We start from the raw sequence: 12934 nt of genomic DNA on the forward strand, positions 1-12934 counted from the left end.
CAAAGGGAGAATGGATGCCTGCTCTTGAGGGTCCGGGGCAAACGAGCCAGAGCCAATCGCTCCTGCCTGACGAACGCCATTGACGACGGGTCCGGGCATGACTGTCCTGCGTTGCTCATAAATGTTAAACGTTCTTCACAAAGAGGATCTTCTCCTTCGAAGCTTCACAACCTCGTGAAGGCGAACCAAGGATTCCAAGCCCAAAAGCGTAGGCTGGGCGGCTGATTCGCCCTTTCCATGGCCCTCACCGAACTGCGCATCGCCTCACGACGCAGCCAGCTGGCCATGGTGCAGACCAACTGGGTTAAGGCAGAACTGGAGAAGGCCCATCCCGGTCTGAAGATCACCGTGGAAGCCATGGTTACCCAGGGCGACAAAATCCTGGACGTTGCCCTGGCCAAAATCGGCGACAAAGGCCTGTTCACCAAGGAACTGGAAGCCCAGATGCTGGTGGATCGTGCGGACATCGCCGTCCATTCCCTGAAAGACCTGCCCACCAACCTTCCTGAGGGGCTGATGCTCGGTTGCATCACCGAACGGGAAGACCCGGCCGATGCGCTGGTGGTGAATGCCAAGAACCAGGCCTACAAGCTCGACACCCTTCCCGAGGGTTCGGTGGTGGGAACAAGTTCCCTGCGCCGCCTGGCCCAGCTGCGTCACCACTACCCCCACCTGATCTTCAAGGACGTTCGGGGGAACGTGATCACCCGGCTGGAGAAATTGGACAGCGGCGATTACGATTGCCTGATCCTGGCTGCGGCAGGCCTGGGCCGGCTGGGCTTTGACGATCGGATCCACCAGCTGATCCCCGGCAACATCTCTCTGCACGCCGTTGGCCAGGGAGCCCTGGGGATTGAATGCGTGGAGGGCAAGCCCGAGGTGCTGGAGGCGATTAAAGTGCTGGAACACACCCCCACCTCCCAGCGCTGCCTGGCCGAACGCGCTTTCCTGCGGGAACTGGAGGGTGGCTGCCAGGTTCCCATCGGCGTGAACACCCGTTTCGAAGGCGATCGAATGATTCTTACCGGGATGGTGGCCAATCTTGATGGCAAACGCTTGATCCGCGACCAAGCCAGTGGCGCCGCAAGCGACGCCGAAGCCATCGGCATCGCCCTCGCCAACACCCTCAAGGGTCAGGGTGCCGGCGAGATCCTCAAAGAGATCTTCGAAACCGTTCGTCCCGAAGCCTGATCAACCGCAAATTTCCAGGTGCGTATCCACATCCACGGCATCAAACAGCTGCCGGATGTGGTTGTTGAGCATGCGCACGCAGCCCAGGCTGACGACCGCGCGAATCTGAACCCAGTGCGGCCACGCCGTTCCATGGATCCCAAACTCGCCGCGGCCATTGCGGTGAAAGGCCATGTAGCGATCGCCAATGGGGCTGCTGGGCCCGCGTAGCTCCCGCCGCTGACCCGACTTGTGGGTCACATAGATCGGATTGACCTTCTTGCTGAGGATTGCGAATTCCCCTTTTGGGGTGGGGTTTTTGGGATCTCCGATCGCCACCGGCCAGGCTCCAAGCTGCTGCTCACCCCGCACGGGAGTGGATCTGTCGCTTGCTGAGGTCGAGCACGATGCCGTGACTCACGAGCAGGAGCAGGTCGCCATAATGCCAGCTCAGCAGCAAGGCATGGAGAAAGGGACCCCGCCAACAGACCGACCAACAGCACCGGCGCCAACGACCACCTTGTGAGACTTGCAAGACCCACTGGTCTCAACGTATTCGTTGCTGCGAGAAAAAACAACGATAATACCTTTAAGGCTGAACTCTTCAGGATCTCTTTGGCCTCAAGCATGAGACTGGAAGGCCGGCTTTGTCCTCCTTCAGTCCTGTTGCCTCACTAGAGGTCTCCTTCCCGATCGAAGTACGTTCGATGCTGCTGACCTGAACGCTGAGCCATGAAAAAGGCGGGGGACATCCCCGCCTGGTCAGCAGTCAATCACCGACGCGTTCAGTCGACCAACTTGGGATCGATCTCAGCCATGTAGCGAGCCTCGCAGCTCTTGATGATCTCAACGGCTTTTTCAGTGCCGAAGAAACCGTTCACCGAGCAGGTGCCAGGCCTCTTCAGATCCTTGTAATGCTCCCAGTAGTAGGTGGTCTCTTTCTTCCAGTGCTCACCGAGATCTTCCCAGCTCTTGATGTGATCCATGCGCTTGTCGTCTGCAAGCACAGCGATCACCTTGTCGTCAACTTCACCACCATCATCGAAAGTCATCACTCCGATGATGCGGGCTTCCACAATCGAACCGGGAATCAGGGGCTCGGTGACCCCAACGATTTCGATGTCGAGGGGATCGCCATCTTCATCCCAGGTACGGGGAATGCATCCGTAGGCGAAGGGGTAAGCCAGCGAGGAGTAACCAACGCGGTCCAGCTTCAGATGGCCGGTTTCGGTGATCAGCTCGTACTTGTTGATCGTGTTGGAGTTGAGCTCCACGATCGTGTTGAGACGAAGTTCGGCTTCATCAGCGAATGCCGGCAGCACGTGCAGCAGGTTGGGAATGCTGCGGCTGGGTGCCTGATCAAGGTTGGCCATAAACGGCGATGGACAGCGCGGCGCATCCTACGGGCCCCCTCAGCCCGACACGTTGCAAGCGGCTAGGGGGCCAGCTGCAGCCGATCAAGCTTGTTCTCCAGATAGCCGAGAAAGGCATCGGTGCTCAGGGGCCGACCGGTGACCCTGTCCACCAGTTGATCGGCATTCACACTGCGTCCGAGCGGGTGAACGTGCTCACGCAGCCAAGCCAGCAAGGGCGTGACATCGCCACGCTCCACTTGCTCTTCCGGAGACCCGATGGCCTCCGCCATCGCTTCGCTCAACTGCGCACTGATCAAGTGCCCCAACAGATACGAGGGGAAATAGCCAAACAAACCTTCACTCCAGTGCACATCCTGAAGGCATCCCTCGGCATCGTTCATCGGCCGCACCCCCAGGAGCTTCTGATAGCGCCGGTTCCATTCGTCAGGGAGATCCTTCACCGCCAAACCCTGCTCCAGCAGAGCAATCTCGAGATCCGTGCGGATCAGGATATGCAGGCCATAGCTGAGTTCGTCGGCCTCAACCCGGTTCAAACCAGGCGCCATCGGATTCATCGCCTGCCACATGTCCTGGGCGCCGCTGAAGGGAGCCCCGACCTGCGCAAAACGCTTCCACCACTGCTCCGCGAAAGGACGGCTCCGGGCAACACGGTTCTCCCAAAACAGCGACTGACTTTCATGCACCGCCATGGAGGTGGCCTGGCCTAAAGGCCAGGCAAACCATTGGTGGCTCTGGTCCGGCAACCCCTGTTCGTAGAGGGAATGCCCCCATTCATGAGCGGTGGCGAGGAAACACGACAACGGCTGCCCTGGTACCACACGCGTGGTGATGCGGTAGTCCGCCGGTCCCAGCATGATCGAGAAGGGGTGGGGCGAGCGCGCCATGCAGGTGATGGCGGGATTGCGGCCCCAGGCGCCGAGCAGCTCATCACAAAGATCTTGCTGGCTGGACTCCTCGAGATCCCAGTCCGCTGATCGGGGGCGCGGCCGGGTGGATGCCTGAGCAACCAATTGCGGCAACCGTTGCCGTAACGGAGCAAACAAGGCCTCGAGACGCTCCAGACGAAGATCCGGCTCGAAGGATTGCGCCAGGGTCTCCCAACAGGAGCGAGGCTCATCCGACTGATTGGCCTGCTCCTGACGCAGCTCAATCAGGGTCTGAAGCGCCGGTGCGAAGAGGCTGAAATCAGAGGCCGATCGAGCCTGCTGCCAACGGTTGTAGCCATCGGCCTTGGCCAAGGCCAAGGCGGCGACGAGGGCTGGATCAAGGGACTGCTGCCGCTGCAGGTCCTGTTCCAGCAGATCCAGATTGCGGCCCTGCTCAGGGCATCGCTCACCAGAGTTCCAGTGCTGACGCGCTGCGGCCAGCAGATCCGCATAGGCCGTAGAGCTCTGACGGGCATGAAGCTGGGTCGCCAGCAGCGTGAGCTGTTCACCCCGCCAGGACGCCCCTGCAGAGGGCATGCGGGTGTTCTGGTCCCAGTACAGGGTGCTCTGAATCGAGCCGAGCAGCTGCGTCTCTCTCAGATGGGCTCCCAGCTGCCCCCAAGCCGTTGCGGCAGAAGCCATCTCGCTCCTTTTTCCGTCACCCTAACGACACCTGAAGTGGCATCGAAGCAGCGATGCAGGCCATGGTGAGGAGGTTCAGACGTTCTGGACCAATGCGCCGATTGATGCTGCAGGTAGCCCTAGGGATCGCCCTGCCCATGGCTCTCTGGCCGCTCAAGCTGATCTACCGACAACCCAAGGCAAGGCATTCGATAAAGATCGGTCAGTTCATCTCACAGCGGCCTTGGCACAGGGTCTCAAGGTCGACGCGCCCAGTGATCTGAAGCCGCCGGGCGGCCCAAATCCCATAGACCCAATCGACCACGCCACCGATCAAGAGCCAGCGAGTCGGTGCGTAAAGCCACCCCAGGCCAATCAGTCGATAGGCCTCACGGAAGACGGCCACATCACGCAGCACCTCCCCGGAGGCTGTGATGGCATGAATACGGCCCATGGCCGTCCGGTAACTGATGCCGGCATGGGCCTCTGCGTCGTAATCAGAGGCATCGATATCGACAAAAGCCAGCCGGCCCTGACGGTCACGCCGCCGCAGAAACCGAACTTCGCGCACACACAATGGACAGCCACCGTCGAAAAGCAAGGTCAGATCCGGGGCAGAGGGGCTGGCCATGGACTCAGGCGGTGCTGCGGTACGCAAAGTAAGGAAAGAACGCTGGAGAGCGGTGGGCGTGCAGCAGATTCTGCAGCAGATCTCAGTTCAAACCCCGGGGAGGGGCTTCACCCGCCTGGATGGTCGGTTGAACACTTGGATCCGCAGCACGGGTATGAACCAGGGCATTCTGCATCTCACCTGTCTGCACACCAGCGCCAGCCTCACGATCAACGAGAACGCTGATCCACGGGTGCTGCAAGACCTGGATGCATGGATGACCGATGCCGTTCCAGAACACCGCAGTTATCTCCATGACGACGAAGGAGCCGATGACATGCCGGCCCACATCCGAACCGCGCTCACCAGCCAGACCCTGAGCCTGAGCGTCAGCAGGGGCCAACTGCTGCTCGGCGCCTGGCAAGCCGTTTACCTCTGGGAACACCGCAGCGCTGCTCACACCAGAACGATCGCCTGCCACCTGTTCGGTCAACCATCGAGCCGCCCCACCCCTGAGATCAACACGCAGACCAGCTCAGCCTCGCCTCAAACTCTCTTGAGCCTGCGCAATGGCGAACGGATCAATCAAGCCATTCAGGCCCGCCACGACCCCAATGCCTGGGGAACCGACGACGGCATCGATACAAACACCGATCTGATGATTGATCGATTGCATGACCTGAGCGACTGACGACCGACGCCAGCCACGATGGAGGCGTGATTCAGGCCTCCCATGTCAGTTGAACGTCTCGACGCCGCCCAGAAGTCGGCACTCACCACAGCCTTGCCCAACTGGGTTCTGGAGGGAGACAGGCTGCACCGCGATCTGCAGTTCAACAGCTTCGTGGAGGCCTTTGGATTCATGGCACAGGTGGCCTTGCTGGCCGAATCCAAAAATCACCATCCGAACTGGAGCAACGTCTACAACCGTGTTTCGATCGACCTAACCACCCATGATCTCGGTGGTCTCAGCAGCCTGGATGTGGAGCTGGCCAGCGCCATTGACGCCCTGCTGCCAGCATGAATCGAGTGGGTTCTTGCGCATGACCACCGCACCAGCCAGTTTCGGAGTCCCCGTAACCATTCTCAGCGGCTTCCTCGGAGCGGGGAAAACCACGCTGCTGAACCACATCCTGAGCAATCAGCAGGGTGTGAAGACCGCGGTGCTGGTGAACGAGTTTGGTGAAATCGGCATCGACAACGATCTGGTCGTCACCACCGATGAAGACATGGTGGAGCTGAGTAACGGTTGCATCTGCTGCTCGATCAACGGCGAGCTGATGGAGGCGGTGGAACGAGTGATTGAACGCCCAGAGCCACTCGATTACATCGTCGTCGAAACAACCGGTCTGGCCGATCCCCTGCCGGTGGCCATGACCTTCCTTGGCAGTGAACTACGGGACCAAACCCGCCTGGATTCGATCATCACGTTGATCGATGCAGAAAACTTCGACGATGTCGCTCTGGACACGGAAGTTGGCCGGGCCCAGGTGATTTACGGCGACATCTTACTGCTGAACAAATGCGACCTCGTCTCCGAGGAACGGCTTGAGGCCGTCGAACAGCAACTCAGAGCCGTCAAGAACGATGCGCGGATCCTGCGGTCGGTGAAAGGAGACGTGCCACTTGCCCTATTGCTCAGCGTCGGACTATTCGAATCCGACAAGGTGAGTTCCCCAGCCGACGATCCGAGCCTGGATCACAGCGACTGCGATCACGACCAGGACCACTGCAGCCATGACCACGGACACCATCACCACAGCCACAACCACGGTGACCATCAGGACATCGAGGGATTCACCTCCCTGGCCTTCCAAAGTGATGGCCCCTTCTCCCTGCGCAAGTTCCAGAACTTCCTGGACAACCAAATGCCCCAGGAGGTATTCCGGGCCAAGGGAATCCTTTGGTTCAACGAAAGCGAACGCCGCCATGTGTTTCATCTGGCGGGCAAACGCTTTTCCATTGACGACACCGACTGGACCGGTGATCGCAAGAATCAATTGGTGCTGATCGGCCGCAACATCGACCACAACAAGCTGCGGAAGCAACTCAAGGCCTGTGTGGCGCCGGATGCAGGAAAAGGTTTCAGCTGATTCAGCAGAACCAAGGAATGCTGCTTATTGTGCGCGCCATGGGAGAAACCTCAATGGTCGAACCACTGCTGCTCGGAACGGTTTTTGTTCTCGCCAGCCTGCTGCTGTGGCTTCTGGCTGATTCCGATGACGACAATGGCGGTGGCGGCTTACACCAGCCGGCTCTTGTGCCCATCCCGGTGCGTCATCACCAACGCTGAAGACATCAACTCCTTTCACCTCAATCCTCCGCTGCAGCAGAGGATTTTTTTATGCCAACGCTTGGCCAAGCGGAAGCAGCGTGACTTTGGCCCCATCCCTGAAGCTAAGACGACAACGGGTGTGGGGAGGATGCTCCTGATCGATCGAACAGTGGGCCCGCACCAGCACATCCGCGACACGGATTCGGTACTCCCATGCATCCCCCAGAAATTCCCGTGCAAGGACGCTTGCCTCTCCTTCGGCATCGGCGACGACATTGATGTCGTGCGGATCCACCAGCACATAATAGTCACCGGAGGCTCTGCGGTCAGCCTGGACCCATGGGGCGGATGCATCCAGATCTCCCAGCAAACAGGACAACTGGCCTTGGCCATGGGCCTGAACCGGAATCAAATTGCGCTGGAGCACAAAGGATCCAACAAAAGGCGTCGCCGGTGATCTCACGATCTCGGGGGGCGATGCACATTGATGCAGCACGCCATCCCGCATCACGGCAACGCGATCGCAAATCGCCAGAGCTTCTCCGGGGTCATGGGTGACGATCACGCCGCTCGCACCGCAGGCATCGAGCACGGAGGCGAGCTCACTGCGCAGGCGGAGCCTCACCTCCACATCAAGACTTGAAAAAGGCTCATCAAGCAGAACAACCCTTGGCGCTGGGGCCAAAGCGCGTGCCAACGCCAGCCGTTGCCGCTGGCCACCGGAAAGCTGGTGCGGGTAGCGCTGCTCGAGCCCCTTCAGCCCCAGCAACTCAAACAACCAGGCCACACGCTCACGGTTGGGATTCCGCCGGGACAAACCGAAACTGGCGTTTTGCCAAGCGTTCAGGTGAGGGAACAGGGCGTAATCCTGGAACACCATGCCAACGCCCCGATGTTCCGGTTCCATCCAGATCCCATCTCCAGCCACCATTCGCTGATCCAGCTGCACCGTGCCGCGCCGGGGGCGTTCGAAGCCGGCAATCAAGCGGAGCAGGGTGGTTTTGCCACAGCCGGAGGGGCCCAGCAAGCCCAACAGCTCCCCTGGCGCCACCTGAAGATCCACCCCCTTCAGGGTCCAACCGTCAGACGCATCGCCATAGCTATGCCAAACCCCGTTTAAAGCAACCGTTGGCTCCATCGGGAGCAGCTGTTCCACAGATCAGATGAAGCTTGGGAACCGACCGAGCTTATGAGCGTGACAAATAATCGAAGCCGGTGTGTGGTTTGCACGCCCTGAATCAGATCCCCATCGTTCATCGCCAGACTCGTTCCATGGCAATGTCGCGACAACGGTGTCCGGCCCATCGCTGAAGTGAAGTTGCTGCCCAACTGGCGTGTTGTTCCAAGCCCAACCCGGCTGGCGCTCATCCTGATCGCCTCCATCACTGGCCTGGTTGCCATCTGGCCGGTGCTGACGCTAGTGAAGGAGGCTCTGACGTCCTTGCACAGCGGCTTCAGCGATCTTGGCCCCGATGTCATGCGCCAGATCGTTGGCACCATCCAGCTGCTGCTCGGCACAGCAACGCTGGGCACCGTGCTTGGCACAGCCAATGGTTGGCTGCTGTGCAACTGCCGTTTTTCTGGTCGGCAATGGCTGCGCATCGCCCAGCTGATTCCCCTGGCAACGCCGGCCTATCTCCTCTCGGCGATCCTCGTCGATCTGGGCAGTCGCCACAGCTGGACCATTCACGGCATGGGGTGGGGCATCGCTGTGATGGCCCTGACGACCTACCCCTATGTGTTCCTGCTGAGCACCGAAAGTTTCTCCGTCAGCGGCCAGCGTCAGCTGGAGGCATGTCGTAGCCTGGGGGTGGGTCCCTGGTCAGCCTTCCGGCGTGTGGCCTTACCCATTGCACTGCCCGCCATCGGAGCCGGCGTCGCTCTCATGGGGATGGAAGTGGTCAATGAGCTGGGTGCCGTCCAGCTCCTCGGCATTCCGAGTCTCTCCGCAGGCATCCTGGAAACCTGGCAGTCCAACGGCGATCCCGCAGGCGCCATCAGCTTGGCCTTGATCACGCTGGTGATCGTGCTGACATTGGTGGTGTGTGAACGCAGCCTGCGCAGGCGCAGTCGGCGCTGGAGCGATGGCGTGGCCGGCGGGGACGCAAACGCTTGGAACCTGCATGGATTCCGCGCTGGGGTGGCGCAACTGCTCGCCGTCATCCCTCCGATCGTAAGCCTGGGCACCCCGCTGCTGTGGGCCGCCAGCAATTTGGATCAGCTCCAAACCAGCTGGAACAACGATCTGATCAGCCTGAGCGGCCGCAGTCTTTTGCTGGCCCTTGTCGCTGCCATTTTAGCGGTAACAGCAGCGCTGGTGCTGGCCATCGCCAAACGCTGGTCCAGCGCCCCATGGCTGAGAAGCCTCACCTTCCTGGCCGGAATGGGCTATGCCATCCCCGGCACAGTCCTGGCTCTAGCCCTGTTGCTCACTGGCGCCCCCTGGCAGATCGCCCCCCTGCTCCTGCTGCTGTGGGGCTACAGCGATCGATTTCTGGCGGTGGCGAAAGGGGGCTTGGACGCAGCCCTGGAACGGATCAGCCCGAGCCTCGATGAGGCGGCTACGGGGATGGGATCACCGTGGCAGCGCGTGCTCCAACGCGTGCATCTACCCCTCTTGCGCGGACCGATCACCGTCGGGCTGCTGCTGGTGTTTGTCGACACGGTGAAAGAGCTTCCCCTCACCTTCGCCCTGCGGCCTTTTGACTTCGACACGCTCTCGGTGCGGGTGTTCCAGTACGCCGGCGATGAACGGTTGGCCGAAGCGATGTTGCCGGCCCTGATGATCCTCGTTCTGGGGCTGATCGCCGCCATGACCTTGGTGCCGACGCTGGATCACGCCTCCAGACGCGAGGGCTCGTCATCCCCGCAGCAACCGCTCTGATGGATTGCGCTGGAGCAACCCAGCACGGGTGTTGAGCCGGAGAGGGAGTGTTGACCAGGACAGCGGCCGTCCTGTGGACACGGCGTAGGTGGTCTCCAGGAGGGTGCCACTGCCCTCATCGATCTCCAACAAGGTGAAGGTCTGCTGTGCTGGCGCTCCACCATCCAGCAGGTGCCGGGGGCCACTGCCCAAGGCGCCGAGCTGGATCAGATCGAGCTGGCCACGACGGCTGGAGAACCAGGCGTGGTGATGACCACTGATGTAGGCCTGCACGCCGGCGGCGTCCATCAAGGCCTGAAGTGCACGTCCCCGCTCCAACACCTCACCGGGGCGATCCTTGCCCAGACCAACCCCAGCCAGGGGGAGATGACCCACCACAAACCGAGCACGACCCCTTTGTGCCTGGGGGCTGGCCAACTGCTGTCGTGCCCAGACCAGCTGATCCTCAGGAATATGGGCTGAGCTGGCATCCCAGACCAGCCAGAAGATCCCGTCCTGCAGCACCGAGTAGCGAAACGGGAACTGTGAGGCATCCACAAACGCCAATCCCATCCGTGAACGGATCGGGGTCCAGAACCGACGCACAGCGGCGCGATCCGCGGGGAACCCTGGTGAACCGTCATGGTTCCCAATCGCTGGCAGCAGTGGAATGTCCGCCGCCTGCAGCCGCTGCAGAACGGACGTTTCAAAGCTCCGCCACATGGCATCCAGCTGCTGGCCACTGAGGCCTCGCATCTGACCCGCGACCATGTCGCCAGCACATACCACCAGATCCGGCTGCAAGCCAATGAGCTGATCCAGCCCCTGATCAACGGCAGGGATGTAGCGGATGGAGCCATAGCTGCTGTTGAGATCGCTGATCAGCCCAACCCGGTGAACAGCCCCCCTGGCGTCGCTCAAGGGCAGGGCCGCTGCAGTGAGACCGGTGCCAAGCACCAACTGCAGCATCCGGCGACGACTCAACTGCACAACAGCACGGGGGTCAGCGGGGACATTTCAAACGTTGGCCCAGCATCCGATCAGCCACCAGTGCCCCGCTGGCAACAACATCGGCCAGGGTGGAGAGGAGTCGGTAGCTGAGAACCACCGCGAGCAGCTGCGCCTCTGGCACGGCAGCACCTAAACGCAGCAGCAGGGTGGCCTCAAACACCCCAAGCCCCCCGGGCGCACCAGGCGCCACAAGCCCAACAGCGTAGGCCAGTCCAAAGGCCGCAAGCCAGGTGAATGGCGCCGGACTTTGAATGCCGAAGGCCTGCATGCTGCACCAGAACCCGGCAAAGCGGCAGAGCACAAACAGCAGCTGAAGGCTGAGGGGCCGCCAGGGATAACCACCGCGGCCGCTTCCCTCACTTTCCAAGGGCCCACTGCCAACCGACTGCAATTGCGCCGCCTTGGAACGTTCCAGTCGACGCAGAAGAGGCTCGCGCCAGCGGGGAATCATCAATAGCGCGGGCCAGGGTGCCAGCAGGGCAAGGCCCTGCTGCCATCCACCAGCAACCACAACAAGAACGGACGCCGCCACGATCAGGAGCGGATCCAGAATCACTCCAGCGAGGGCTGGTCCACCACCAATCACCGGGCGCAGCACCCGGACCCGCTCCACCAGATGCCAGATCCCCCCCGGCAGGTACTTGAGCAGGTTGCTGCGCACAAACAGTGGCACTATGGCAAGCCCCTGGGGAGGATGTCTCAACCAGATCAGAAGGTCGCGCCAGGCCAGACCATTGATCAGGATGCTGAGCCAGGTCAGCCCCAGACCCAGCACCAGCCACCACCAACCGTCAGCCACCAAGCTCAGCTGGCGAAGTTGGCCCACCTGCTGGGCCAGAGCCACAGCGATGAAGATCAGGCTGGCCAGCGTGATCCAGAGCTTGGGTTGACGGAGAAACCTGCCCATCAGGCCCAATCTTCCGTGCTGACAAACGGTGCTGAAGCGACAGCAGCCCGCAGCTCATCCAGGGCACAGCCGGTGCTGGCCTGAAGAGCCTCAAGGGCATCCGCTTCGACTTTGACGGTGCAACGGCCATCGGGTCGACGCACCTGTTTGGCGGCGACGGGCCCCCAGTGGGTTTCGAGCACGCCCTGCCGCCTCGGCAACACCCAGCGTCCCTGACGCCGCTCCCGAAGGCCGATGCTGCTGCCAGCACTGAGCCAGAGGCTGCGGATCTGATCGGCATCCCCATCCCGCACCAGCGCCGTCAGCAACTGGCCACTGCGGCCCTTTTTCATCAGCAACGGCTGCATCGCCACATCGATCGCTCCCGCATCACGCAAGCGATTGGTCAAGACCGCAACCTCTTCTGGGGTGGCGTCATCAATCCAGGCTTCCTGCACGACCAAGGACTCCCAACGGGGACCTTCCACCGCATTCGCCTCTGGGGTGTGCAGCACCAGGCGCACCAGGTTGGGGCGATCCAGTTGGCGATGGCCAAGGCCAACGCCAACCTTTTCGGCCACCAAACAATCAGGAGCGACAAACTGATCCGCCAGCACCGACACCAGGGCGAGGCCCGTGGGCGTCACCAGCTCTCCCGTGGGCAGGTCTCCGCCCTGAAGCAGAGGAATGCGGTGACGTCGCGCCAGTTCAAGCACGGCTGGAACGGGCACGGGCAACAGGCCATGGGCGGTTACCACCATTCCGCTCCCCGCAGGCAACGGGGAGCAGACGATCCTGGCTGGATTGAGATCGTCAATCGCCGCACAGACGCCCACCACATCCACGAGGGCATCGATGGCTCCAACCTCATGGAAGTGAACGGCCTCCACCGGAGTTCCATGCACGGTGGCTTCGGCTTCCGCCAGACGGGTGAAGATGACGAGCACCCGTTGCTTCAGCGATGGCGCCAAAGCAGCTGCATTGATCTGATCACGGATCTTCGACCAGTGGCGGTGGGGCGGATGATCCTCATCCTCAAGACCCTGCACATCAACGCGGACCCCCCGGAGACCGCTGCTGCGCACCTCCTGCTGGGTGATGCGATAGCGCCCTGCCAAACCGAGGGCCGCCAGAGGCGACTCCACCACGGTCTGGTCCACACCCAAATCCAACAGTGCGGCCAGGAGCATGTCCCC

14 protein-coding genes are annotated in these 12934 nt (G+C 61.3%); 6 read left to right on the plus strand and 8 right to left on the minus strand.

Going from position 1 to position 12934, the window contains the following annotated elements; genetic code table 11:
• The first annotated feature begins 237 nt into the window (after positions 1-237).
• On the plus strand, positions 238-1191 hold the full coding sequence (gene hemC, locus ACGVJ8_RS04595; RefSeq protein ID WP_392345839.1) for a hydroxymethylbilane synthase: 954 nt from the start codon (positions 238-240) through the stop codon (positions 1189-1191).
• Here hemC and ACGVJ8_RS04600 read toward each other — a convergent pair whose 3' ends face one another.
• The 4 genes from ACGVJ8_RS04600 to ACGVJ8_RS04615 all read right to left on the minus strand — a co-directional run bounded on the left by ACGVJ8_RS04600 (position 1192) and on the right by ACGVJ8_RS04615 (position 4724).
• Positions 1192-1509, minus strand: coding sequence for a L,D-transpeptidase (locus ACGVJ8_RS04600; protein WP_392345841.1), 318 nt, complete (start codon positions 1507-1509; stop codon positions 1192-1194).
• 446 nt (positions 1510-1955) lie between these two features.
• On the minus strand, positions 1956-2543 hold the full coding sequence (locus tag ACGVJ8_RS04605; RefSeq protein ID WP_392345843.1) for an inorganic diphosphatase: 588 nt from the start codon (positions 2541-2543) through the stop codon (positions 1956-1958).
• Positions 2544-2605: 62 nt separating this feature from the next.
• On the minus strand, positions 2606-4114 hold the full coding sequence (locus tag ACGVJ8_RS04610) for a carboxypeptidase M32 (RefSeq protein WP_392345845.1): 1509 nt from the start codon (positions 4112-4114) through the stop codon (positions 2606-2608).
• 202 nt (positions 4115-4316) lie between these two features.
• Positions 4317-4724: a thiol-disulfide oxidoreductase DCC family protein gene (locus tag ACGVJ8_RS04615; RefSeq protein ID WP_392345847.1), complete on the minus strand. Its 408-nt coding sequence runs from the start codon at positions 4722-4724 to the stop codon at positions 4317-4319.
• Positions 4725-4776: 52 nt separating this feature from the next.
• On the opposite strand from ACGVJ8_RS04615, the gene ACGVJ8_RS04620 reads away from it, so the two are divergent.
• The 4 genes from ACGVJ8_RS04620 to ACGVJ8_RS04635 are packed head-to-tail and all read left to right on the plus strand — an operon-like array spanning position 4777 to position 6996.
• Positions 4777-5394: a secondary thiamine-phosphate synthase enzyme YjbQ gene (locus tag ACGVJ8_RS04620; protein ID WP_392345849.1), complete on the plus strand. Its 618-nt coding sequence runs from the start codon at positions 4777-4779 to the stop codon at positions 5392-5394.
• A 42-nt stretch (positions 5395-5436) separates the two neighbouring features.
• Positions 5437-5727, plus strand: coding sequence for a 4a-hydroxytetrahydrobiopterin dehydratase (locus tag ACGVJ8_RS04625; RefSeq protein ID WP_392345851.1), 291 nt, complete (start codon positions 5437-5439; stop codon positions 5725-5727).
• A 19-nt stretch (positions 5728-5746) separates the two neighbouring features.
• Positions 5747-6796, plus strand: coding sequence for a CobW family GTP-binding protein (locus ACGVJ8_RS04630; protein WP_392345853.1), 1050 nt, complete (start codon positions 5747-5749; stop codon positions 6794-6796).
• Positions 6797-6813: 17 nt separating this feature from the next.
• Positions 6814-6996: a hypothetical protein gene (locus tag ACGVJ8_RS04635; protein WP_392345855.1), complete on the plus strand. Its 183-nt coding sequence runs from the start codon at positions 6814-6816 to the stop codon at positions 6994-6996.
• Positions 6997-7045: 49 nt separating this feature from the next.
• Here ACGVJ8_RS04635 and ACGVJ8_RS04640 read toward each other — a convergent pair whose 3' ends face one another.
• Positions 7046-8116, minus strand: coding sequence for an ABC transporter ATP-binding protein (locus ACGVJ8_RS04640; protein ID WP_392345865.1), 1071 nt, complete (start codon positions 8114-8116; stop codon positions 7046-7048).
• A gap of 174 nt (positions 8117-8290) precedes the next feature.
• Here ACGVJ8_RS04640 and ACGVJ8_RS04645 point away from each other — a divergent pair, with 174 nt between their 5' ends.
• Positions 8291-9862 (plus strand): ABC transporter permease, encoded by a 1572-nt coding sequence (locus tag ACGVJ8_RS04645; RefSeq protein WP_392345857.1) that lies wholly within the window; start codon positions 8291-8293, stop codon positions 9860-9862.
• Here ACGVJ8_RS04645 and ACGVJ8_RS04650 read toward each other — a convergent pair.
• From ACGVJ8_RS04650 to larC, 3 genes are all read right to left on the minus strand, one after another.
• Complete coding sequence (locus tag ACGVJ8_RS04650) at positions 9839-10831, minus strand: metallophosphoesterase family protein (RefSeq protein ID WP_392345859.1); 993 nt, start codon at positions 10829-10831, stop codon at positions 9839-9841. The two genes, ACGVJ8_RS04645 and ACGVJ8_RS04650, sit on opposite strands and share 24 nt — an antisense overlap.
• Positions 10832-10844: 13 nt before the next feature.
• Positions 10845-11759: a lysylphosphatidylglycerol synthase domain-containing protein gene (locus ACGVJ8_RS04655; protein ID WP_392345861.1), complete on the minus strand. Its 915-nt coding sequence runs from the start codon at positions 11757-11759 to the stop codon at positions 10845-10847.
• The coding region (larC, locus tag ACGVJ8_RS04660) for a nickel pincer cofactor biosynthesis protein LarC (protein ID WP_392345863.1) at positions 11759-12934 on the minus strand (1176 nt) is incomplete at its 5' end. The genes larC and ACGVJ8_RS04655, both read right to left, overlap by 1 nt.

It is taken from the genome of Parasynechococcus sp. (assembly GCF_042954245.1).
Taxonomy (GTDB): domain Bacteria; phylum Cyanobacteriota; class Cyanobacteriia; order PCC-6307; family Cyanobiaceae; genus Parasynechococcus.

Bases quoted from the DNA above. Each gene is read 5' to 3' on its own strand.
- ACGVJ8_RS04635 (WP_392345855.1), top strand. From the start codon at position 6,814: ATGCTGCTTATTGTGCGCGCCATGGGAGAAACCTCAATGGTCGAACCA.
- ACGVJ8_RS04630 (WP_392345853.1), top strand. From the start codon at position 5,747: ATGACCACCGCACCAGCCAGTTTCGGAGTCCCCGTAACCATTCTCAGC.
- ACGVJ8_RS04625 (WP_392345851.1), top strand. From the start codon at position 5,437: ATGTCAGTTGAACGTCTCGACGCCGCCCAGAAGTCGGCACTCACCACA.
- hemC (WP_392345839.1), top strand. From the start codon at position 238: ATGGCCCTCACCGAACTGCGCATCGCCTCACGACGCAGCCAGCTGGCC.
- ACGVJ8_RS04655 (WP_392345861.1), bottom strand. From the start codon at position 11,759: ATGGGCAGGTTTCTCCGTCAACCCAAGCTCTGGATCACGCTGGCCAGC.
- ACGVJ8_RS04605 (WP_392345843.1), bottom strand. From the start codon at position 2,543: ATGGCCAACCTTGATCAGGCACCCAGCCGCAGCATTCCCAACCTGCTG.
- ACGVJ8_RS04615 (WP_392345847.1), bottom strand. From the start codon at position 4,724: ATGGCCAGCCCCTCTGCCCCGGATCTGACCTTGCTTTTCGACGGTGGC.
- ACGVJ8_RS04610 (WP_392345845.1), bottom strand. From the start codon at position 4,114: ATGGCTTCTGCCGCAACGGCTTGGGGGCAGCTGGGAGCCCATCTGAGA.
- ACGVJ8_RS04640 (WP_392345865.1), bottom strand. From the start codon at position 8,116: ATGGAGCCAACGGTTGCTTTAAACGGGGTTTGGCATAGCTATGGCGAT.